The sequence below is a fragment of the Allorhizobium sp. nf9_anc genome (genome assembly GCF_056323085.1).
Genome location: NZ_CM150481.1, coordinates 1,076,489 through 1,099,102, shown reverse-complemented (window position 1 = coordinate 1,099,102; position 22,614 = coordinate 1,076,489). Strand labels below are relative to the sequence as shown.

Genomic DNA, 22,614 nt, shown 5'->3' with positions numbered 1-22,614 from the left:
ACAATGAGAAGATAGCCGAACTGTTCCCTAACACCAGTGACGGCATGACGTTTGCAGCGTCATTGCGTCGACCGGAACGATGGAGGCACCTTGAACGCTGGAGGCAGAGCGGCCGCTTCAGGCCTTGGCGTAACCATATTCCCCACCCCGCGCGAGCGCGCGTTGATAGGCCGGTCGAGCCCGGATGCGCTCGATCCAGCCGCGCAACACGCTCGTGTCCTTGCCCTCGGAAATCCGGGTCAGCCCCGCCTCGACCGGGAAGCTCATGGCGATATCGGCGGCGGAGAAATCCTTGCCCGCAAACCAGCCATCCCTGGCAACTTCGGCCATCCACAGGTCCAGATGGTCGGAGAGCTGTGGATCGAGCAATTTGCGCGAGACGCCCTGGCTGATCATCTTTGCCACCGGGCGAATGAAGAAGGGCACTTGCCCCGGGATGCGCGAGAAGATCAGTTTCATCACCAGAAGCGGCATGGCAGACCCTTCGGCGTAGTGCATCCAGTAGCGGTAGCGCAGACGCTCGTCGGTACCGGCAGCGGGACGCAGCCCTTCCCCGCCATAGGTTTCGATCAGATACTCCATGATCGCGCCGCTTTCGGCGACAATCCGGCCGTTGTCTTCGATAACGGGCGACTTGCCGAGCGGATGCACCGCCTTGAGTTCCCTGGGCGCCAGGTATTCCTTCGTCCGATGATAGACCTGGACCTGATAGTCGAGCCCGAGCTCCTCGAGCAGCCAGAGGATCCGGTGGGCACGCGAGTTGTCCAGGTAGTGAACGGTGATCATCAGAAAGCGCCCTTCGATTGTCGTTGATTGAACTATCTAGAAGCTGATGACCTCCCCGTCGAGGCGCAGGTCGCAACTTTCTCAAGCGCTTCCGACCCGATCACACGTCAGGACCGCTTGGCAGCCCACCTCCCACATGCAAGTCTCCGCCCGTTGAGCGCTTTGGGAGGAGTGGCACATGAAGGCAATGCGACTGGAGGCGACGGGCCAACTTTTCACGCGGGAGGTGGAGAAGCCTGAGGCCGGGCCGGATGACCTTCTGGTCCGCGTCGAGGCCTGTGGCGTCTGCGGCACCGACCGGCATCTCTTCCACGGTGAATTTCCCTGTACCCCACCGGTGACCCTCGGCCATGAATTCAGCGGCATCGTAGAGACCGTGGGAAGCGCCGTCACAGGCTTTGCGGTTGGTGACCGGATCACGGGCGACCCCAACATTGCCTGCGGCCGCTGCAGCCACTGCGTCAATGGTCGCGTCAATCTCTGCCGGAACCTGAGGGCCATCGGCATCCACCGCGACGGCGGCTTCGCCGATTATGTCGTGGTTCCCCACAAACAGGCCTTTCTCCTGCCAGCAGACCTCGATCCGATGCATGGCACCTTTTGTGAGCCGTTGGCCTGCTGCTTGCACGGCATAGATCTTGCCGAGATCAGAGCCGGTTCCTCCGTCGTCGTCCTCGGTGGCGGGGTCATCGGCCTGCTCACGGTGCAGCTCGCAAGACTGGCAGGCGCAACCACGGTGATCCTCGTCACCCGCCAGGCTACCCGCCGCAAGCTCGCGGAAGACCTGGGCGCCACGGCCAGCGTCGATCCCACAGCAGGCGACATCATCGCCCAGATTGCGGGTGAGACGGGCCTTGTCCCTGGGGGCGTCGATGTCGTCATGGAATGTGCCGGCGTCGGCGAAACCGTGATCCAGGCAACAAAGCTCGTACGCCCCGGCGGCACAGCGGTCATCCTCGGCGTGATGCCGCAAGGCGAAAAGATCGCAATCGAGCCCTTCGACCTGCTCTTCCGCGAGGTGAAGCTGGTCACGTCCTTCCTCAACCCCTTCACCCATCGCCGCGCAGCCGACCTGATCGCTTCGGGCAAGATCGAGGTCGAAAGGCTCATCTCGCGCAAGGTCTCGCTCGACGAGGCACCGGCGGTGGTCAGCAACCCGCCACAGCCCGGCGAGGTCAAGGTCCTCGTCGTCCCCGGCCTCTGATCGGCAACGTCACAGCAGCGGGCGCTTGTCCTTCCAAGGCCGCGCATGCTCCAACTGACCGGCGAGCGAGAAGAGCGTGTTCTCGTCGGCAAAGCGGCCAACGAACTGCATCCCGATCGGCAATCCCTCGGGCGACCACCCTGTCGGCACCGACATGGCCGGCTGGCCGGTAACGTTGAAGACCGGAGTCCACGGGATGAATTCGAATGTCTGGGCCGCAAGCTGTTCGGCAATCCCGAGTTTCTTCAAGAGCCGCCCACCGCCGACATAACCAAGCACCGTCAGAAGTTTCTTCTCGATGGCACTTGGCTGCAGCGCGCCGATCTTTACCGGCAGCGTCGACAGAACCGGCGTCATCAGGACGTCGACATCCTCGAAAAAGCCGAGGATCGAGCGGGCCGAGAGCGTGAGATAGCGATGGGCGGTGATGAGGTCGGAGGCCGTGAAACCCTCGCCAAGAAGGCCCATGCCGAAGGAAGAAGCATCGTAGTCGCCAGGACGGTTCTTCACCCCGAATGTCTTCGCCGTGAATTCGATATCGGCGCGCAGCTCCCCGGCAAGCGCTGTCAGGAAGGCCATGGAGAAGGCCTCACGCTCGACGGGCGGCGTGGCCTCGATCACCTCATGGCCGAGATCGACGAGCAGCTTCACCGCGTCGTCGAAGGCAGCGATCACCTCGGGCGCCACCGCCTTTCCGAGCATCGGTTCCCGTGACACGGCAATTTTCAGCTTCCCCGGCTGGCGCTGCGACGCATCCAGGAACGTGCCCTCCTGCACCGGCAGCGGATGTGGCGAGCCGCGATCCGGTCCATGTGTCACATCGAGCACGCCCGCGCTGTCGCGCACCGATCGTGTGAGCACATGTTCGACCGCAAAGCCCGACCACGCCTCGCCGATGAAGGGACCAGCCGGTGTCCGCCCACGGGTCGGCTTCATCCCGAAGACACCACAGGCCGAGGCCGGAATGCGGATCGACCCGCCCCCATCGCCACCGGATGCGATCGGCACCATGCCGGCTGCGACCGCAGCTCCGGACCCGCCGGACGAGCCACCGGGTGTCCGGGTCAGATCCCAGGGATTGCGCGTCGGTCCATTGGCGCCGGGTTCGGTATAGGGCGTGAGACCGAATTCCGGCGTGTTGGTGCGCCCGGCAATCACGAGACCCGACCGCTCCCATCGCTCGACGAGCTCGCTGCTACCGCTTGCAACCCGCGTCGCCCACAGCCGATTGCCATTGCCCGTCGGCACGCCATCGATCTGCGCCAGCAAATCCTTGACCAGGAATGGCACGCCGGAAAACGCTCCCTCCGGCACGCCCGACGCCACTCTCTGACGCGCCCGGTCGAACAGTGGACGAACGACGGCGTTGAGCTGCGGATTGACCGCCTCGATCCGTGCGATCGCCGCCTCCAGGACCTCCGAGGCAGAAACCTGCCCGCGCCGGATCAGATCGGCCAGCCCCAACCCGTCATGATCCACATACTCCGTGAACATCGGCACTCCCCCAGATCGACTCGCCAAAATCCCGGTCACCTTCCGGTCAATCCGTCGGCCAATCAAGCAGCGCAGAGCATAACGGCTTCGTCGAATATAAATATCTACTTAACCATGGGCAGCTAAAGTCATCCTCAAAGGCCGGCGCAAATCCGGCGCGGCGGCGGTTGTCCGCTGCCTTGCAGTCATAGGCTCATGAGGGAACGGCCCATGTTATTCAAATCCGCCACCAGCCGGAACATCTTCTCGACCGTCGGATTGGGCGTCGTCACCACGATCGGCGTCGCGGCGACCCTGGTCGGCCTGAGCTACGGGACGATCCGCGGGGCCGGCATCGACAAGATGCAGACGGCCGCCTCCGACGCGGCAGCTGAGGTCAATCGAACCCTGAGCGTCGCACACGAAATGGTGGCTGGCCTCGACTATTCCGTCTCCGCGCTGCGAGAGAAAGGAATTGCCGACCGCGACGTCGTGATGGCCGTTCTGACGAAGACGCTCGAAGGCTTTCCGGGCGCCATCGGCCTCTCCACAGGCTGGGAGCCCAATGCCTTCGATGGCAAGGATGCAGACTTCGTCGGCAAACCCGCTCACGATCAGACGGGCCGCTTCGTGCCCTACATCTATCGCGCGGGTGGAACCATCAAGACGGATGTGCTTGTCGATTACGACAAGCCCGGGACGGGCGACTATTACCAGCTGCCGGTCAAGACCGGGAAAACGGTCCTGCTCGAGCCTTATGTCTATCCCGTGGACGGCAAGGACGTCCTGATGACCACCATCTCCATCCCGGTGATGGAAAACGGCAACGCCCTCGGTTATGTCGGCGCCGATATCGACCTCGACAAGACAGCCGCCGATCTCGCCGCCAAACGACCGCTGGGCGACGGCTATGTGGCACTCCTGTCCTCGGCCAACGCCTTCGTCAGCCATCCGGACAAGGCGGCCATGGGCAAGGCGCTGAAGGATAGCGGGCTTGACGCCACCGCATGGGAAAGCCTGCTGAAGTCGCCGGGCTCCGTCGGCACCATGGTCGACAAGGACGGTGTGGAACGCATGGCAATCGCGGTTCCGATCGAGCCTTTCCCGGGCGCCGTCTGGAACGTCGTCGTTGCCGTCCCGAGCGCAACCGTTCTCGGCGCGGTCTCTGAGAACGTCTGGACCTCGGCCCTCGTCATCGCCGGTGCAACCCTGATCCTGATCGTCGTCGGCTGGCTGCTTGCCCGCCGCTTCATCGGCCGCATCAACCGCGTCATCGGCCAGACGACCGATATCGCCGCCGGCCGCCTCGACGTCGAACTGACGGACAAGGACCGCGCCGACGAACTGGGCGACCTCTCGCGTTCGCTGGCCGTGCTTCTGGAAAGCAACCGCAAGAAGGTGGAGCTCGAAAAGGCGGCCGAAGCCCGTTACGAACAGGAAGAAGTCGAACGCGTCGAACGTTCCAAGGGCCACAAGGCGCGTGAGGAAGAGATCCGCTTCGTCGTAGACGAACTGCGCTCCGGCCTCGCTCGCCTGTCGGACGGCGACATGACCGTTCGTCTGGATAAACCCTTCTCTCCTGCACTCGACGAAATTCGCGGCAACTTCAACGACTCGATCGAGAAGCTGCGCGCCGCAATGATCTCCTTCCGCGACAACGCGACGACGATCGAAAACGGCTCGAACGAAATCCGCTCGGCCGCCGACGATCTCGCCCGCCGCACCGAACAGCAGGCAGCCTCGGTCGAAGAAACCTCGGCCGCCCTCTCCCAGATCACCCGCTCGGTCAAGGAATCGACCCAGCGCGCGGAAGAGGCTGGCCAGCAGGTCAGCCGCACCAAGGAAAGCGCCGAACGTTCCGGCGAAGTGGTTCGTTCGGCAATCGATGCCATGAGCGCGATCGAACAGTCCTCGCAGTCGATCTCCAACATCATCGGCGTGATCGACGAAATCGCCTTCCAGACCAACCTTCTCGCTTTGAATGCGGGCGTTGAAGCTGCCCGCGCCGGCGAGGCCGGCAAGGGCTTTGCCGTCGTTGCCCAGGAAGTCCGCGAACTTGCCCAGCGTTCGGCCAATGCGGCAAAGGAAATCAAGGCCCTGATCACCGCCTCGGGCGAACAGGTCAAGCACGGCGTCTCGCTCGTCGACGAGACAGGAGAGGCCCTCTCTGCCATCGTCGCCGAAGTACAGCAGATCAACACCAATGTTCATGCGATCGTCGATGCCGCCCGCGAACAGTCGACAGGCCTCCACGAGATCAATGCCGCCGTGAACATCATGGACCAGGGCACCCAGAAGAACGCCGCCATGGTCGAGGAGACCAATGCGGCCTCCCACACGCTGGTCTCCGAAGTGCAGTCGCTCTCGGCCCGCCTTGCCCAGTTCAACCTCGGCTCCGGTCCGCGGCAGCAGGCATCATCGGCGCCTGCCGCTCGCAGCTTTACCGCTCCCACACAAACGGCAGCCCGTCCGGTCGCCCCGTCTCGTCCTGCAACGGTCGCGGAAACGGCGCGCCCCGTCGCCTCCCCGGCCCGCGCCCTTGCCGGCAAGATCGCCTCGGCCATGGGCGCCAAGCCCGCCCCCAGCGGCGCGGAATGGGAAGAATTCTGAGATTGTCTCAAAGACGCATGTCTGAAATGGCGGGCCTCGGCCCGCCATTTTTCATTCTGGCATGCCTCAAGCCGGCGCGAAGACCAGAAGCTCTTCGAAATGGTTCATGTCGTCGAAGGCGCAGAAGGCGGGCGCCCGCAGTTCGATAACCGGAGCGCGGCGGCGAATGTCCGCGGCAACCTCCTCCAGAAACGGGATCCAGGCCGACAGCGCCTCATCGTCGAAACGCTCGATCATGTAAGCAAAGGTAATGTGGAAGGCATAGGTCTCATGGTCCGGATGCCGGTAGCCGAGCAGATCCGCCAGACGATCGCGCCAGTCATTGAGCACGGCCCGGTCGCCATCGGTCACCCCATCAACAACAAGCCCGAGCGGCGTCGCGTGTTTCACCTCGACGGAGAAGGCTTTTCCCGGACGGAAATGCGCCAGACGGTCCATGAAGATACCCGTCATATCGTCAACCGGCGTCTCGACCGGCACGTCGCCCGGCCAGTAGGGCAGTGCCCGTCGCGTCTCGATAATCCCCTGGAAGAGCGTCATATGCAGGCTGGACGGCGCCGTGAAGGCGAGTTTGTCGGCACCCAGCATCGTCGTGTACCGCGTCCGGGCCTCGAGAATCGCGGCAGCAGACTCCGAACCCTCGACCAGATGGCACACCACGGTATTGCCGCGCTCGGTCAAAAACCTGCCGGAGCTATCGTAGCGGATCCCATGATGCGGGATTGGCCCGGGATTGAGGCCGCGGGAGGAGAAATGAAGATGGTCGGGGAGTTCTGGGATGGTCATGAGCAGTTCCTTCGGGTCTGATCCGCTTCCGGTAATCGTCCTGCACGAAGCGCGTATGACGGCGGCCCCAGGAGAGCACCAAAGTCCCTCCCCAACTTTCCTGTCGGAGGCTGCAAATATGGGGTTCCTTCCCGACCAACATTTCCCTATAAGCCGCTTCTAGCCTGAAAAGACCATCTCTCTGCGCCCGGCCGGTGACCTCCCTCACCCAGGCCGGTTTTTCGCGCAGGTCAAAGAACGGATAGATCCATGCCCAAGCGCCAAGACATCAAGTCCATCCTCATCATCGGCGCGGGGCCGATTGTCATCGGCCAGGCATGCGAGTTCGACTATTCCGGCACCCAGGCCGTCAAGGCGCTAAAGGAAGAAGGTTACCGGGTCATCCTGGTGAATTCCAACCCGGCCACGATCATGACCGACCCGGGCCTCGCCGACGCAACCTATGTCGAGCCGATCACGCCTGAGGTTGTCGCCAAGATCATCGCCAAGGAACGTCCAGATGCGCTTCTGCCCACCATGGGCGGCCAGACGGCACTCAACACCGCGCTCTCCTTGAAGCGCATGGGCGTTCTCGACCGCTACAATGTCGAGATGATCGGCGCGAAGCCCGCCGCCATCGACATGGCTGAAGATCGCGCCCTCTTCCGCGAAGCCATGACCCGCATCGGGCTTGAAACGCCGAAGTCGATGCTCGCCAACGCGACCGAGATCAAGGACGCCGACCGTAAGACGCATGAAGCCGCCCGCAACGAGCTGAAGGCTAAACTGTCAGGCGCAGAACTCGACAAAGCTCTCGACGAACTTGAAAACCAGTGGAACCTTGGCGAGACCGACCGCAAGCAGCGTTACATGGCGCATGCCATGGCAATCGCTGCCCAGGCACTCGACGTTGTCGGCCTGCCCGCCATCATCCGTCCGTCCTTCACCATGGGCGGCACCGGCGGCGGCATCGCCTACAACCGCTCGGAATTCTACGAGATCATCAATTCCGGCCTCGACGCCTCTCCCACCACCGAGGTCCTGATCGAAGAATCGGTCCTCGGCTGGAAGGAGTATGAAATGGAGGTCGTCCGCGACAAGGCGGACAACTGCATCATCGTCTGCTCGATCGAGAACATCGATCCGATGGGCGTCCACACCGGCGACTCGATCACCGTTGCTCCGGCACTGACGCTGACGGACAAGGAATATCAGATCATGCGCAACGCCTCGATCGCGGTTCTCCGCGAGATCGGCGTTGAGACCGGCGGCTCGAACGTGCAGTTCGCCGTCAACCCGGCTGATGGCCGCCTTGTCGTCATCGAAATGAACCCGCGCGTCTCGCGCTCGTCCGCGCTCGCTTCGAAGGCGACCGGCTTCCCGATCGCCAAGATCGCTGCCAAGCTTGCCATCGGCTACACGCTCGACGAACTCGAAAACGACATCACCGGCGGCGCGACACCGGCCTCCTTCGAACCGTCGATCGACTACGTCGTCACCAAGATCCCGCGCTTCGCCTTCGAAAAATTCCCCGGCGCCGAACCGACGCTGACCACCGCCATGAAGTCGGTCGGTGAAGTCATGGCGATCGGCCGTACCTTCTCGGAATCGCTTCAGAAAGCACTGCGCGGGCTTGAGACCGGCCTCACCGGTCTCGACGAGATCGAAATCCCGGGCCTTGGCCAGGGCGACGACAAGAACGCCATCCGGGCTGCCATCGGCACCCCGACGCCCGACCGTCTGCGCATGGTCGCCCAGGCGCTTCGCCTCGGCATGTCGCCGGAAGAAGTGCATGAAGGCTGCAAGATCGATCCGTGGTTCATCGCCCAGTTCAAGGCGATCACCGACATGGAAGCCCGGGTCCGTGAACACGGCCTGCCGGAAGACGCCGAAAACCTGCGCATGCTGAAGGCCATGGGCTTCTCCGACGCCCGCCTTGCCTCTCTCTCCGGCAAGCGCCCGAAGGAAGTCGCCGAACTCCGCAACGGCCTCAACGTCCGCCCGGTCTTCAAGCGTATCGACACTTGCGCTGCCGAATTCGCTTCGCCAACCGCCTACATGTATTCGACCTATGAGACCCCCTTCGTCGGCGCGCTGCGCTCCGAAGCAGAAGTCTCTGATCGCAAGAAGGTCGTCATCCTCGGCGGCGGTCCGAACCGCATCGGCCAGGGCATCGAGTTCGACTATTGCTGCTGCCATGCCGCCTTCGCCCTGAAGGATGCCGGCTTTGAAGCGATCATGATCAACTGCAACCCGGAAACCGTGTCGACCGACTACGACACCTCCGATCGGCTCTATTTCGAGCCGCTGACGGCCGAAGACGTGATCGAGATCCTGCGCGCCGAGCAGGAAAAGGGCGAAGTCGTTGGCGTCATCGTCCAGTTCGGTGGTCAGACCCCGCTCAAGCTCGCCGAAGCTCTGGAAAAGAACGGCATCCCGATCCTCGGCACGGCACCCGACATGATCGACCTTGCCGAAGACCGCGACCGCTTCCAGAAGCTCCTGATGAAGCTCGACCTCAACCAGCCGAACAACGGCATCGCCTACTCCGTCGAGCAGGCCCGCCTCGTCGCGTCCGAAATCGGCTTCCCGCTGGTCGTGCGCCCGTCCTACGTGCTCGGCGGCCGCGCCATGCAGATCATCCACTCGGAATCGATGCTGCAGTCCTACCTGCTCGACACGGTTCCGGGTCTCGTCCCTGAGGATATCAAGCAGCGCTACCCGAACGACAAGACCGGCCAGATCAACACTCTGCTCGGCAAGAACCCGCTGCTCTTCGATAGCTACCTGACCAACGCCATCGAAGTCGACGTCGACGCACTCTGCGATGGCGAGAATGTCTTCGTCTCCGGCATCATGGAGCATATCGAAGAAGCCGGCATCCATTCGGGTGACTCGGCCTGCTCGCTGCCCTCGCGTTCGCTCTCGAAGGCAACGCTCGACGAGCTGGAGCGCCAGACGGCCGCCATGGCCAAGGCGCTCAATGTCGGCGGCCTGATGAACGTCCAGTACGCCATCAAGGACGACGTGATCTACGTTCTCGAAGTCAACCCGCGCGCCTCGCGCACGGTGCCCTTCGTGGCCAAGACCATCGGCGCGCCGATCGCCAAGATCGCCGCCCGCATCATGACCGGCGAAAAGCTTGACGATGCGATTGCCGCCTATGGCGCCAAGCCCGATCCGCGCAACCTCAAGCACATCGCGGTCAAGGAAGCCGTCTTCCCGTTCGCCCGCTTCCCCGGCGTCGACACCCTGCTCGGTCCGGAAATGCGATCGACCGGTGAAGTCATCGGTCTCGACACCGACTTTGCGCTCGCCTTCGCCAAGAGCCAGCTCGGTGCATCCGTCGAACTGCCACGCGACGGCACGGTCTTCGTCTCCGTCCGCGACGAGGACAAGGCCCGCGTCCTGCCGGCAATCCTGATCCTGACCCAGATCGGCTTCAAGGTTCTGGCCACCGGCGGCACCCAGCGCTTCCTCGCCGAAAACGACATTCCGGCGATCAAGATCAACAAGGTGCTCGAAGGTCGTCCGCATATCGAGGACGCCATCCGCAACCGTCAGGTCCAGCTGGTCATCAACACGACCGACGGCAACAAGGCGATCTCGGACTCGAAGTCGCTCCGCCGCGCGGCCCTGATGCAGAAGGTGCCCTATTACACGACCATGGCAGGCGCCCTCGCCGCAGCCGAAGCCATCCGCGCACTGAAGGGTGGCCAGCTCGAAGTGCGTCCGCTCCAGAGCTACTTCTGAGGCGTCAACGTCTTGGCCACTCTACGGGTGGCTTGAGCAAGGCGCTGGAAGACATTTTCGCCGCATCTTCGGATGCGGCGATTTTTGTTTGTAGGCAATGTTTATTGAAGCCAAGGCTAAAGTCCTGATCGCCCCAGCTGGAAATCCATCTCCGCCGCCTATGTAAGGGTGATCGCTCCTCCTGACCGGCAGACGAGACAGGTCCACCGCCATGTTTCTCGACCTCAACAACTACACGCCGCCACCGGACCCGCCGGCAGAACCGGACCGCCCCTCCCTGACACCCCGCCAGCAGAAGACGCTGATGATGATCGTCGGCTTCAACATCTTCCTGCTGTTCGTTGCCCCGATCGGCGGAGCCACGGTTATCTCCGCACTTCTCGAATTCTTCGGCTGATTGTAGGCCCTCCGTCACACGCACTCTTCTGCTTGACCACTCGACCCCTCGCTCATCTCCACCAGAGCTTGACGCCTCTCACCAGACGCGGTAGTAAACCAAACAGTTAATTAACCTGATGGCTAATCATGAGCAGCGATCCCCTGTCCCTGACATTGGCCGCCCTGGCGGACCCGACGCGCCGCGCCATCCTTGCGCGCCTGTCGACCGGCGAGGCAACGGTGAACGAGTTGGCGGAGCCTTTTGCCATGAGCCTGCCGGCCATCTCCAAGCATTTGAAGGTGCTGGAGCGCGCGAAGCTGATTTCGCGCGGCCGAAGCGCCCAATGGCGCCCCTGCCGGCTTGAACCTGAACCCTTGAAGGCTGTCGATGGATGGCTGGGCGACTACCGCAGGCTCTGGGAGCAGCGTTTCGATCGCCTGGAGGATTACCTGGCGGCGATCCAGAAAGAACGCGAAGACGTGAAGGAAGACGAGACATGACCGAAAAGCTGGAAATCGTAAACGAGCGCCTGCTCTCCGCAGAACCCACCGCCGTGTTCAATGCGGTCGCTGATCCCAAGACACTCGCGCTCTGGTGGGGACCGCATGGCTTCACCAATCGCATCGACGAATTCGATTTCCGCGTCGGCGGTGACTGGCGCGTGACGATGACATCCTCGGACGGCACCGATTTTGCAAACCGCTGGACCTTCCATGAGATCGAACCGGCACGACGGCTGGTCGCCCACCACCATGAACCGATGCATGTCTTCACGCTGGAGATGACATTCGAGGAAGCCGAACAAGGCACGCGCCTCACATGGCGCATGCAGTTCGAACCGACGGATGAGAACCGGGAACTGCAAAAGTTCATCCACGCGGCAAACGAGCAGAATTTCGAGCGCCTCGAACAGGTGCTGCTGGAAGCGGAAGGCTGAGATGGCCACGGAACTGGATCCTGCCCGTATTCTTCAGGTCGAGCGTCTGGTCGGGGCGCCGATCGATCTCGTCTTCGAGATGTTCACCGATGCGCGCCACCTCGATGCCTGGTGGGGCCCGGATGGCTTCCGCAACGAGACACATGAGATGGAATTCTCCATCGGCGGGCTCTGGCGCTACACCATGCATGGTCCCGACGGTAAGGACTGGCCCAACTGGATCCGCTATCAGGAGATCACGCCACCCACACTGATCGCCTACGAACACGGTGGCGAGATGGGCTAGGCCGCACATTTCCACGGCGTGATCACGCTCAAACCTGAAGGCGACCAGAGCCGTGTCACCCTCACCCTGATCTTCGCCACGCCTGAAGCGCGCGACGCGACGTTGAAATTCGGAGCGGTCGAGGGAGGCCAACAGACGCTGGCCCGCCTAGACGCCTACGCCCGGGATATCAGCGCCTCAAGCTGAGGCGCCTTCTCGTCAGCCTGGTTTCAGGCCTGACGTTGCTGCTTTGCGAGAATGGCAAAGGCGATGCCACCGATGACAAAGGCACCGGCGACCACGAAATGCAGCGTCAGCCGCTCATCGAGAAACAGGATCGCGCCGAGCGAGGCGATGACCGGCACTGAAAGCTGGATCAGCGCCGCCCGGAATGTCGTCAGACCCCGCAGCGCCCGGTACCAGATGGAGTAGCCGAGCCCGGACGCGATGATGCCAGAGCCAAGCGCAAGCACCAGCCCGGTCATCGTCGTGGTCTCGTAGAAAACAGCGAAAACCGCGAGCGGCAGACAGAATGCCGAGGCTCGCACGAAATTGCCGGCGGTTTCGCCGATCGGATCGCGGGAGCCACGCCCGCGCAGGGTATAGACCGCCCAGGCAATGCCGGAGGCAATCATCAGAAGGCTCCCTCCGAGATCCGGACGCCCGACACCCGGCAGGATCAGGTAGACGAAGGCCGCAAAAGCAACTGCAAAACCAATCCCTTCGTGAAGGTTGGGCCGGTCACCGCGCAGCAGGCCAAAGGCCAGCATGCTGACCTGGACGGACGAGAACAAGATGAGCGCGCCGGTCGCGGCACCCAGAGAAAGATAAGCGGCCGAAAACGCGATGGCATAGACAAAAAGTGCCGCCGCTGCCCACCAGTCGCCAGGCAACACAGCCTGCCCGTCCGGACGTGTCGCAGTTCCGCCACGCCGCATCAGGGCGTAAAGCACAATGGCGCCGGAGACGATCCTGACCGCCGTATACCCGGCCGCCTCGATCGACACAGTGCCCAGCGCCTCGCGCGCAAGCAACGAGTTGGCGGCAAAGGCGAGCATCGCCACCGCGGTCAGAACGAATGTCGATTGCAACAAGGCTCTCCTCCACGCCGTGGCCGGCACTGGTCTGTCGAAGAGCGCCGCGCGCCTGTTAAACGTGAGGTCCCCGGGCTTTACAAGCCAGGACTGCCAAAAAGCTGCCATCTGACAAGCGAGATCAAGGGCTTCGTCCCAAAACTCTGACGTCAGAACCCCGTCGGGAGCTTCGTCAAATTAAGTTGCACAATCTACGAAATGCAACCAAGATGACCCATTACACGATCACGGGCGCAACGGGAGAAATGAAATGTCGAAGAACATCGTCATTCTGTTCGACGGGACCTCCAACGAAATTTCTGCAGACCGTACCAACAACCTGCGCCTGTTCGGTTGCCTGAGGCGCTCCGAGGAGCAGATCGTCTATTACGATCCTGGGGTCGGAACCTTCGGCGCCGCCAATGCCTGGTCAAAGATGCATCGCGGAGCCTCAGAAGTCTGGGGACTGGCCACGGGCTGGGGGCTGGATGAGAATGTCAAGGAAGCCTACCGCGTCCTCGTCGACCACTACGATGCAGGCCCTGTCGATAGCGACGGTCGCCACACCGACCGAGACCGCATCTACATCTTCGGCTTCAGCCGCGGTGCCTATACCGCGCGGGTTCTCGCCGGCTTCATCCATGCCTTCGGCCTGACGAAGAAGATCCACCTCAATCTGCTCGACTACGCCTACCGCACATACAAGGGCATCTCCGAGCACGAACAGAAGACGCAGAAACAGGCGACAGGGGACGCCCCTTCCGCCTTCGACAGCATGCGCCTCTACGAGCGGACCCTCCGCAATGACCGTCCGCCGATCCGCCTGCTGGGCCTGTTCGACACCGTCGCCTCGGTGATCGAGCCCGGAAAGTGGGGCCCGCAGTTGAAGACCCATCCCTTCACCCATCGCAATGCAAGCGTCGAAATGGTCCGCCATGCCGTGGCCATCGATGAACGGCGCACGATGTTTCAGCCCGAACTCTGGCCGTCTGGTCAACCCTATTGGGGTGGGCCGTTTCAGCCGAGAAATTCGGAAGCGATCCGGCCGCAGGACGTGAAGGAAGTCTGGTTTGCAGGCGTCCATGGTGATGTCGGCGGGGGAGAGCCCGAGAAGGCAAGCGCGCAGATCAAGATCCCGCTGCAATGGATGATCAAGGAGACGAAGACCACCGGGCTCATCTATCGTCCGCGCATGGTCGAGCAATTGGTCGAGGGCAAAGGCAACACCAAATATGTCGCGCCGGATGCCACAGCACCACTCCACGATTCCATGAAGAAGCTCTGGCCCTTTGTCGAATGGCTGCCGAGACGGATCCCGTCCACCTCCTGGCGAAACCGCGGCAGGTCTGCCGGGGGTATCTATCTTCCACGCCAGGATTACCGCCTCATCCCACAGGAGGCCCTCATCCACGCTTCCGTCCGCCTTCGTCAGAACGCAACGTCCTACAACCCGCCAAATCTCCCCGCAGGTGTCGTCTTTGTGGAATGATCGCAGAGGCCTTCACGTCTCGTCTCGCGCCGCATTTGCCAGGATCTGAGCAGGATAGGATCCAGTGCACCCATAAAAACAGCTCAAGCGTTCCATCAAAATTTGACGTTTGTCGAAAGCCTGCCGCTACGGCACTCTGCTGAAGTTTGAAACTCGAGATATTCGTATGTCCGCGACGATTGACGCCCCCGCCGAAAAGGCGACGCAGCGGGAGTGGATCGGCCTTCTGATCCTGTCCATTGCCTGCCTGATCTATTCGATGGACCTCTCGGTCCTGTTCCTCGCCATGCCCGCGATCGTGGCAGACCTCGATCCCTCGGCCACCCAGCTTTTGTGGATCAACGATATCTACGGCTTCATGGTCGCCGGCTTCTTGGTCACGATGGGCACGCTCGGCGATCGCATCGGCCGCCGCAAGGTGCTCCTGATCGGCGCCTTCTTCTTCGGCGCAGCCTCGGTCTTCGCGGCCTTCGCCAACACCGCCTCGATGCTGATCGTGGCCCGCGCCCTGCTTGGCATTGCCGGCGCCACCATCGCCCCCTCCACGCTTTCGCTCGTCGTCAACCTGTTCCGCGACGAGCAGGAGCGTAACCGCGCGATCAGCATCTGGGGGACGGCCTTTGCGCTCGGCGGCCTGATTGGTCCGCTTATCGGCGGCGTGCTCCTGCAGTATTTCCATTGGGGATCGGTCTTCCTGATCAACGTCCCGATCATGGCAGCACTTCTCGCAAGCGCCCCCTTCCTGCTGCCGGAATACAAGGACGAAAATGCCGGCCGCCTCGACCTCTTGAGCGTCGCGCTGTCGCTCCTGACCGTCCTTCCCGTCGTCTACGGTTTCAAGAAGATGGCCGCCGAAGGCTTCGAGCTGATCCAGCTTCTCCCCATTCTCTTCGGTCTCGCCGTCGGCGTCGTCTTCGTGAAGCGCCAGAAGGTGCTGGAGCACCCGATGATCGACCTCGCGCTCTTCAGGATCCCGGCCTTTACCGCCTCGCTGATGGTCAATCTCGCGGGCGTCTTCTTCATCTTCGGCATCTTCCTGTTCCAGAACCTCTTCCTGCAGCTCGTGATCGGCCTGACCCCGCTCGAGGCTGCCCTCTGGTCCATCCCCTCCTCGCTGGTCTTCACCGTCATGTCCTTTCAGGCGTGGCGCGTGACCAATCGGTTGGGGCCGGTGAAAACAGTCCTGCTGGGCCTCGTCGTCAATGCGCTCGGCACAGGACTGATGGCGATCGCCGCCTGGAATTCGAGCCTCGTCGGCGTGCTCGGCGCCAGCATGATCATGGGCCTCGGCTTTGTGCCCGTGATCCTGACGACAACAGGCCTGATCGTTGGCACGGCCCCGCCGGAGCGTGCTGGATCGGCCTCCGCCATCTCGGAGACCAGCGCGGAATTCGGCGGCGCGCTGGGCGTGGCTGTTCTCGGCAGCCTCGGCACGCTCTTCTATCGCTTCGGCATGCAGACGGCGGACCTCAGCGGTCTTTCCCCGGAGAACCAGTCAGCGGTCACATCAGCGCTTGGCACGGCACTCGAAGTCGCGCGCAGCACCGGCAACGAAGCTGCCCCCTGGATCGTGATGGCACGAGAAAGCTATGCCGGCGGCTTCGCGCTCTGCTGCGCGCTGGCAACCGTCACCCTGCTCCTGCTCGCGGCAATCGCCGCGCGTGTCTATGCACGCACCGAACTGGACGAAAGCCGCATCGGCGGGCATTGAAGACCGTGGTCAAACTGCAGGCAGTGTCTCATGAAGACGCTTCACGCCCTGCAGATCGGACCGGAAGGCTGCAAGGCTGCGCGCTTTCAGATCCGCATCCGGCATCCGCAAGATTGCAGCGGGGTGCGTGGTAACGAGCAGCATGCGGTCATCCTGCATCGGGATCGGCATGCCGCGCACTTCAGCGATCGGGCGGCTTTCTCCGGTGAGGGAAAGATAAGCGGTTGCCCCCAATGCCACCACGATGCGCGGCTTGATCACCTCGATCTCCTTGGCCACCCACCAGCGGCAATGAGCGACCTCTCCGGCATCGGGACGCATATGGATGCGGCGCTTGCCGCGCCGCTCATATTTGAAATGCTTGACGGCATTGGTGACGTAGACCTCGCCCCGCTCGATATCCGCCGCCTCCACCGCCTCGTCGAACACTTGGCCCGCTGGGCCGATAAAGGGCTTGCCCGCCAGATCCTCGGTATCCCCAGGTTGCTCTCCGACAAACATGATATCGGCCCGCTGAGGCCCCTCCCCAAACACCGTCTGCGTCGCATGGCAATGCAAGGGACACCGCGTGCACACAGCTGCTTCTTCACGCAGCCGCGCCAATGGTGAGAGATCGGCGTCCCCACCCTCTTCCTCCCGCCCACGCCATTGCGCCTGCAACCGCTCGTGAAAGGCAGGCGGCTGGCTGGCCTGCCGCGCCGCCATCTCGGCCACCCGACGTTCGGCGCCCGCGATCAAATCCGGAATGAGCGACGCCTCCGGCATGTTCTTCCAGTATTTCTTCGGCATCTCCGACTGCATGGCCCGGATCTTCAAGCGTGCCGGATTAAAGATATTGGCAAAATAGGTGCGCCAGAGTTCGTCCGTCTCATCCTCGGCCTCTGGCCGGGCAGCCGGCTCACGCGAGGTCTTCAACTCCTCGCCGTTCCACGCCGCCGACCCCTTGGGCGTTGCGATCAGCCAGTCCATGTCGGTGAAGCGCCGCTGAAAGAAGCCAGCCGTGCGCGAGACGATGAAATGCTCCGGCTCGAACCAGGCGACGAAACGCCGACGCGCCGCCTGCACGCCTTCCACCTCGCGGAACCGCACGAAGGCCTTCATTTTGTGGCTGTCGCGCCTGACATTCTTGATCAGTCGCGTCAGCTGAGAAATGTCGACATCGGAGGAAACCTGTAGAAGGCTGCGCTCCTCCTGCAGCCGCCAGAGAATACGATAGAGAAGTGCAAAACGATCCGGATCCGAATGGCAGATCGCCGCTTCCGCGGCCTCGATGAAGCCCTTCGGCACGACAATCTCAGACGTTCCGCCTTCCTTTGTCGTCGCTTCCGCCATGGATCCGAAGAGATCGCGCCCCTGCCCCGATAGCTGCCACCGGACCTGATCGGGCGCGATTGCATCGACAAGCAGCCGCCGGGCCGCATCACGCCACTCAGCGAAATCGCCCTGTCCCTCGAGCGTAACCGTGCGCATCAGAACAGCGACAGCTGTTGGGCGGGCGGCGCGAACACGGCGCGCAGATCCGAGCGGTCGAGGCTGCTATGCGGCGACCAGCCTTCGGCCACGATGAAGGACCGCACCTTCTTCAAGGACACGCCCAGCCGTGACAGATCTTCCAGACGCACGCGCCTATGGCGCCGCGCCGACAAAAGCCCATTCACCGTCTTCGTGCCGAAGCCCGGCACCCGCAAAAGCGTCTCGCGGTCCGCCTTGTTCACATCGACGGGAAACCGGTCGCGATTAGCGAGCGCCCAGGCGAGTTTCGGATCAAGCTCCAGATCGAGCATACCGCCCTGCCCGATCGAGGCGATCTCCTCGACCGAGAATCCATAGAAGCGATAGAGCCAGTCCGCCTGGTAGAGTCTGTGCTCACGCATCAGCGGCGGCTTGATCAGCGGCAGATTGCGCGAACTGTCCGGGATCGGGCTGAAAGCCGAATAGTAGACACGTTTCAGTCCGTAGCTGCTGTAGAGCCGGGCACTCGATCCAAGAATGGTCGCATCATCGGCGCCATCAGCCCCGACGATCATCTGCGTGCTCTGCCCGCCGGGCACGAACTTCTTGCGACGACCGGTATGCGTCGGCTCGCGTGCTTCGTCGATCTTGAGCCGCAAGTCGGCCATGGAACGGCGAATGTTCACAGGCCGCTTCTCCGGTGCATAGCGCTCCAGTCCGTGATCGGTCGGAAGCTCGATATTGATCGACAGGCGATCGGCATAGAGACCGGCTTCTTCGACGAGATGGGCGGAGGCCTCCGGGATCGTCTTCAGATGGATATAGCCGCGAAAGTCATGCTTCGTCCGGAGATCCCGGGCGACCTTGACCATCTCGGCCATCGTGTCATCAGACGATCGGATGATGCCGGACGACAGGAACAGGCCCTCGATATAATTGCGACGATAGAACTCGATGGTCAGCCACACCACTTCGTCAGGGGTGAAGCGAGCACGCTCCACATTGCTGGAGGACCGGTTGATGCAATAGGCGCAATCGTAAATGCAGAAGTTGGTGAGCAGAATTTTCAACAGCGAGATGCAACGCCCGTCAGGGGCGTAGGCATGGCAAATGCCCGACCCTTCTGTCGAACCGAGACCACCCGAGGCCGACGAGTCGCGTTTCGTCGTCCCGCTGGACGCGCAGGATGCATCGTATTTCGCGGCGTCGGAGAGAATGGCGAGGCGTTCTTTGAGCGACTTCTTCATAAGTTCGTTCTCTAAACGTTCTCATGACTTTCGTCAAGAAACTCCCCTGCGGCATTCCGTCCGTCCACGACTTTGCCCTCTGATATTGCTCGACTTTTTGGCGCAGAAACGAGCGGTCGGAGGCGGCATGTCGAAAACTCTGGAAATTGCGGCGGGCATTCTGCTATAGTGTTGGTCAACCTGATTTGTGACACGGTTCCGCAGCTTTGCTTCGGAACCTGTTTTCTTTTGTGCCCGCGCCTGCGGCCATGAAGACGAAGGATAAAGAAATGGTAGAAAAGGTACCGATGACGCAGAACGGCTTCGCCAAGCTCAACGAAGAGTTGCGCTGGCGCCAGCAGGAAGAGCGTCCGCGCATCATCGAGGCGATCGCAGAGGCGCGCGCCCATGGCGACCTTTCCGAAAATGCGGAATATCACGCAGCCAAGGAAGCTCAGAGCCACAACGAGGGCCGCGTCGGCGAACTCGAGGATCTGATCGCCCGCGCAGAAGTCATCGACCTCTCGAAAATGTCCGGCTCCACGATCAAGTTCGGCGCGACCGTCAAGCTGATCGACGAAGACACCGACGAAGAGAAGACCTACCAGATCGTCGGCGACCAGGAAGCCGACGTGAAGGCCGGCCGCATCTCGATCTCTTCCCCGATCGCCCGCGCCCTGATCGGCAAGGAAGTCGGCGACAACATCGAAGTTGTCGCCCCGGGCGGCTCCAAGGCCTACGAGATCCTCGCGGTCAAGTGGGGCTGATGGACCGGTCCCTGTGATGCCTAAGCGAAAGATTTACGTGGACCCTGCAGGGGTCCACGTTATCGCACCAAACTTCAAGCAGCGCCTTTCCGGCGTCACCTCGACAATCATCCAGCTCGTACCTGTCCAGAACCGCCTCGGCCAGAAGGTCGCGGTTCTCGGACCGGGTCTCCCGGCCCATCTCCCGCACCTACGTTTCCGCGACCTTTGGAAGCTCTGGCGCGCACCGGAGGGCAGGAAGAACCGTGTCTGGCACGCTCGTCGCAACAATGAAATGCTGGCGGGCCTCATTCTGCGAGACCTGTTCCGCATGCCGCTGAAGCTGCTCTTCACGTCTGCGGCCCAGAGACACCACAGCAGCTACACCCGCTGGCTCATCTCGAAGATGGACGGTGTGGTCGCGACGAACGCCAAGTCCGGTTCCTTTCTTAGGGTTCCGCACCGCGTCATTCGCCATGGCGTGGACCTTGATCTTTTCCACCCGTCTGAAGAGATCGACACCACCATTCCCGAGTATCTGAAGGGCCGCCGCCTCATCGGCTGCTTTGGCCGGGTGCGCCATCAGAAGGGCACGGATATCTTTGTCCGGGCGATGATAGCGCTATTGCCTGATAATCCCGACTGGACGGCCGTGATTTCCGGCCGTGTGACAGCAGAGCATGCCGGTTTCGCCTACGAGCTCAGGGCAGAGATCGCCGCCGCCGGCCTGAGCGACCGGATCCGTTTTCTCGGCGAGGTCGATGACATCAAGCCGTGGTATCGTCGCCTGACGCTCTATGTTGCGCCGTCGCGCAACGAAGGCTTTGGCCTCACGCCGCTTGAGGCCATGGCCTCCGGCACTGCCGTCGTCGCCAGCGATGCAGGCGCCTATGCGGATATGATCCTCGAAGGTGAGACGGGAGCGGTCGTGCCGGCAGGCAACTTCGAACGCCTGCGCGATGCCATCTCGACATTCATGGAGCCGCAGAAGGCGATGCAGGCCGGGCGCAAGGGCCGAGAACACGTGATGGAATCCTTCGGACTGTCGCGCGAAGCCGACCAGCTTGCAGAGGTTTACTCCGGTCTGCTCGGCAATGCCCTGCCCCGCACCAGTGCCAAGACCGAGGAAGCCTGAACCATGGCGCCGCGCGATCTCCTCAAGATCCTCATCGTCAATAAGGACAACAGCTTCGGGCTGACGCGCGACACGAACCTTCTGATGGAGGCACTCGTTTCGATCGGGCGCGCACAAGGCGTGGCTACCAAAGGAATCCGGGCACGCGGCTTTCTGGATTGGCTGTTCGGCCGCAAGCAGGCCAACATGATCATCCATATCGAACGCGCTTTCCCGCACTGGTACAGCGCCGCCCGGCACAATCTGCTCTGCCCGAACCAGGAGCGCTTTCCCCGCCGACACCTCGGCCGGCTGAAAGGCATAGACCTGGTGCTTGCCAAGAGCCGCCATGCCGAACAGATCTTTCGCGACCTTGGCGTTCCCACGGCTTATGTCGGCTTCACCTCCGAGGACCGTCTCGATGAGGGCGTGCCGAAAAACTGGAACAGTTTCTTCCATCTCGCAGGCGGAAGCACACTTAAGGGCACGGAAGACGTCATCGAATTGTGGTCGCGCCACCCGGAATGGCCCGAACTGGTGCTGGTGCAGCGTGATCCGCATCCGAAGGCGGCCTCCATTGCCAATATCCGCGTCGTCAGCGGCTACATCACCGATGCAGAACTCAGGCAGTTGCAGAACAGCTGCGGCATACATCTCTGCCCGTCCCGGTCGGAAGGCTGGGGGCATCACCTGATCGAAGCGCTGTCGGTCGGCGCGGTCACGGTCACCACCGACGGCCCACCGATGAACGAGCACGTTTCGTCAGATTGCGGCATCCTGATTGCCTATGGCAGCACCGAACCGCGGCACCTCGGCACCAACTATCTCGTCGATCTCGAAGCGATGGAGAAAGTTATCGAGAGCCTGATGCGGATGGACATCACGGAAAAGCAGAGGCTGGGCTCAGCCGCACGCAAGCGTTTTCTGGAAATCGACGCCGGTTTCCGCACGCGACTTGCGGAAGCGCTGAAACCTTACTGAGACGCGGTCTCAGATCTCCACCATCCCCAGCTTCTTCACCTGCCGGATCGTGAGCATGGTCCTGACCGTGTCGACATGTTCGTTCGCCGTCAGCACTTCGATGACGAAGTCCTGAAAGCGCGTCAGGTTTTCCGCCACGCAATGCAGCAGGAAGTCGCTGTCGCCGTTCACCATCCAGGCCTGGCGCACGATGGGCCAGCTGTCGGTGGCCGCGGCAAAGGCCTTGAGATTGGCCTCCGACTGGTGCTTCAGCCCCACCATGCAAAAGGCAACGAGATCATAGCCAAGCCGGCTCGCGTTCAAGTCAGCATGATAGCTTTCGATGACGCCCGCCTCTTCCAGCTTGCGCACGCGGCGCAGGCAGGGCGGCGCGGAGATGCCGACACGCTCTGACAGTTCCACATTGGTCATCCGCCCGTCCCGCTGCAATTCTTTCAGAATTCGCAGGTCGATGGCGTCGAGTTCTACCTTGAGCACAGCCGCTCCTTTTAAAGATGTGTCCGTTATCTACTCCAACGATTGGAATTGGCAAGAATCCTCCGCACTCACGCACAATTATTGCGCGCCAGCGCAAAGCTCTGTTGCTAATGCAGCCGAGCGCCTTGATCTGCGCTTCGCTTCGATCCTAAATGGGCGACAGTTGCGCGATG

General features: G+C 62.1%; 20 protein-coding genes. 13 read left to right on the top strand and 7 right to left on the bottom strand.

Annotated elements, in window-relative coordinates; translation table 11 throughout:
* Positions 1–117: 117 nt before the first annotated feature.
* Positions 118–786, bottom strand: coding sequence for a glutathione S-transferase family protein (locus AC02Y0_RS05100; protein WP_476382840.1), 669 nt, complete (start codon positions 784–786; stop codon positions 118–120).
* Between the two features lie 178 nt (positions 787–964).
* Between AC02Y0_RS05100 and AC02Y0_RS05095 the strand changes: the two genes are divergently transcribed.
* Positions 965–1,990, top strand: coding sequence for a zinc-dependent alcohol dehydrogenase family protein (locus AC02Y0_RS05095; protein WP_476382839.1), 1,026 nt, complete (start codon positions 965–967; stop codon positions 1,988–1,990).
* A gap of 9 nt (positions 1,991–1,999) precedes the next feature.
* On the opposite strand, the gene AC02Y0_RS05090 is transcribed toward AC02Y0_RS05095, so the two are convergent.
* On the bottom strand, positions 2,000–3,484 hold the full coding sequence (locus AC02Y0_RS05090; protein ID WP_476382838.1) for an amidase: 1,485 nt from the start codon (positions 3,482–3,484) through the stop codon (positions 2,000–2,002).
* Between the two features lie 210 nt (positions 3,485–3,694).
* On the opposite strand from AC02Y0_RS05090, the gene AC02Y0_RS05085 reads away from it, so the two are divergent.
* Positions 3,695–6,073 carry a methyl-accepting chemotaxis protein gene (locus AC02Y0_RS05085; protein ID WP_476382837.1) on the top strand — a complete coding sequence of 793 codons (2,379 nt, stop codon included), beginning with the start codon at positions 3,695–3,697 and terminating at the stop codon, positions 6,071–6,073.
* A 66-nt stretch (positions 6,074–6,139) separates the two neighbouring features.
* Here AC02Y0_RS05085 and AC02Y0_RS05080 read toward each other — a convergent pair whose 3' ends face one another.
* Positions 6,140–6,859 (bottom strand): DUF1868 domain-containing protein, encoded by a 720-nt coding sequence (locus AC02Y0_RS05080; RefSeq protein WP_476382836.1) that lies wholly within the window; start codon positions 6,857–6,859, stop codon positions 6,140–6,142.
* 249 nt (positions 6,860–7,108) lie between these two features.
* Between AC02Y0_RS05080 and carB the strand changes: the two genes are divergently transcribed.
* The 6 genes from carB (at position 7,109) to AC02Y0_RS05050 (ending at position 12,379) form a co-directional block, all read left to right on the top strand.
* A complete protein-coding gene (gene carB / locus AC02Y0_RS05075) occupies positions 7,109–10,591 on the top strand; it encodes a carbamoyl-phosphate synthase large subunit (protein ID WP_476382835.1) in 3,483 nt (1,160 codons plus the stop codon).
* A 211-nt stretch (positions 10,592–10,802) separates the two neighbouring features.
* On the top strand, positions 10,803–10,988 hold the full coding sequence (locus AC02Y0_RS05070; protein WP_476382833.1) for a hypothetical protein: 186 nt from the start codon (positions 10,803–10,805) through the stop codon (positions 10,986–10,988).
* Positions 10,989–11,116: 128 nt separating this feature from the next.
* Complete coding sequence (locus tag AC02Y0_RS05065; protein ID WP_476382832.1) at positions 11,117–11,470, top strand: ArsR/SmtB family transcription factor; 354 nt, start codon at positions 11,117–11,119, stop codon at positions 11,468–11,470.
* On the top strand, positions 11,467–11,907 hold the full coding sequence (locus AC02Y0_RS05060; RefSeq protein ID WP_476382831.1) for an SRPBCC domain-containing protein: 441 nt from the start codon (positions 11,467–11,469) through the stop codon (positions 11,905–11,907). Before AC02Y0_RS05065 ends, AC02Y0_RS05060 begins: the two co-directional genes overlap by 4 nt.
* 1 nt (position 11,908) lies before the next feature.
* Positions 11,909–12,193 carry an SRPBCC domain-containing protein gene (locus AC02Y0_RS05055; protein WP_476382830.1) on the top strand — a complete coding sequence of 95 codons (285 nt, stop codon included), beginning with the start codon at positions 11,909–11,911 and terminating at the stop codon, positions 12,191–12,193.
* Between the two features lie 18 nt (positions 12,194–12,211).
* On the top strand, positions 12,212–12,379 hold the full coding sequence (locus AC02Y0_RS05050) for a hypothetical protein (protein WP_476382829.1): 168 nt from the start codon (positions 12,212–12,214) through the stop codon (positions 12,377–12,379).
* 23 nt (positions 12,380–12,402) lie between these two features.
* Here the strand turns inward: AC02Y0_RS05050 and AC02Y0_RS05045 are convergent, their stop codons facing one another.
* The gene (locus AC02Y0_RS05045; protein ID WP_476382828.1) at positions 12,403–13,263 is read right to left on the bottom strand and encodes a DMT family transporter; all 861 of its coding nucleotides are present in this window, start codon (positions 13,261–13,263) and stop codon (positions 12,403–12,405) included.
* Positions 13,264–13,516: 253 nt separating this feature from the next.
* On the opposite strand from AC02Y0_RS05045, the gene AC02Y0_RS05040 reads away from it, so the two are divergent.
* Both AC02Y0_RS05040 and AC02Y0_RS05035 read left to right on the top strand, forming a co-directional pair.
* Positions 13,517–14,734: a DUF2235 domain-containing protein gene (locus AC02Y0_RS05040; RefSeq protein WP_476382827.1), complete on the top strand. Its 1,218-nt coding sequence runs from the start codon at positions 13,517–13,519 to the stop codon at positions 14,732–14,734.
* A 166-nt stretch (positions 14,735–14,900) separates the two neighbouring features.
* Positions 14,901–16,445: an MFS transporter gene (locus AC02Y0_RS05035; RefSeq protein WP_476382826.1), complete on the top strand. Its 1,545-nt coding sequence runs from the start codon at positions 14,901–14,903 to the stop codon at positions 16,443–16,445.
* A gap of 9 nt (positions 16,446–16,454) precedes the next feature.
* Here the strand turns inward: AC02Y0_RS05035 and AC02Y0_RS05030 are convergent, their stop codons facing one another.
* Together AC02Y0_RS05030 and AC02Y0_RS05025 are read right to left on the bottom strand one after the other, a co-directional pair.
* On the bottom strand, positions 16,455–17,915 hold the full coding sequence (locus AC02Y0_RS05030) for a UdgX family uracil-DNA binding protein (RefSeq protein WP_476382825.1): 1,461 nt from the start codon (positions 17,913–17,915) through the stop codon (positions 16,455–16,457).
* Positions 17,915–19,144, bottom strand: a complete 1,230-nt coding sequence (locus AC02Y0_RS05025) for a putative DNA modification/repair radical SAM protein (protein WP_476382824.1) — start codon at positions 19,142–19,144, stop codon at positions 17,915–17,917. The genes AC02Y0_RS05030 and AC02Y0_RS05025 overlap by 1 nt, the downstream gene beginning before the upstream one ends.
* Positions 19,145–19,413: 269 nt before the next feature.
* On the opposite strand from AC02Y0_RS05025, the gene greA reads away from it, so the two are divergent.
* The 3 genes from greA to AC02Y0_RS05010 are packed head-to-tail and all read left to right on the top strand — an operon-like array spanning position 19,414 to position 21,964.
* The gene (greA, locus tag AC02Y0_RS05020; protein WP_102018870.1) at positions 19,414–19,890 is read left to right on the top strand and encodes a transcription elongation factor GreA; all 477 of its coding nucleotides are present in this window, start codon (positions 19,414–19,416) and stop codon (positions 19,888–19,890) included.
* Between the two features lie 16 nt (positions 19,891–19,906).
* The gene (locus AC02Y0_RS05015) at positions 19,907–21,004 is read left to right on the top strand and encodes a glycosyltransferase family 4 protein (protein WP_476382823.1); all 1,098 of its coding nucleotides are present in this window, start codon (positions 19,907–19,909) and stop codon (positions 21,002–21,004) included.
* A gap of 3 nt (positions 21,005–21,007) precedes the next feature.
* The gene (locus AC02Y0_RS05010; RefSeq protein ID WP_476382822.1) at positions 21,008–21,964 is read left to right on the top strand and encodes a glycosyltransferase; all 957 of its coding nucleotides are present in this window, start codon (positions 21,008–21,010) and stop codon (positions 21,962–21,964) included.
* Between the two features lie 9 nt (positions 21,965–21,973).
* Here the strand turns inward: AC02Y0_RS05010 and AC02Y0_RS05005 are convergent, their stop codons facing one another.
* The gene (locus tag AC02Y0_RS05005; RefSeq protein ID WP_102018007.1) at positions 21,974–22,441 is read right to left on the bottom strand and encodes an Lrp/AsnC family transcriptional regulator; all 468 of its coding nucleotides are present in this window, start codon (positions 22,439–22,441) and stop codon (positions 21,974–21,976) included.
* Positions 22,442–22,614 lie beyond the last annotated feature (173 nt).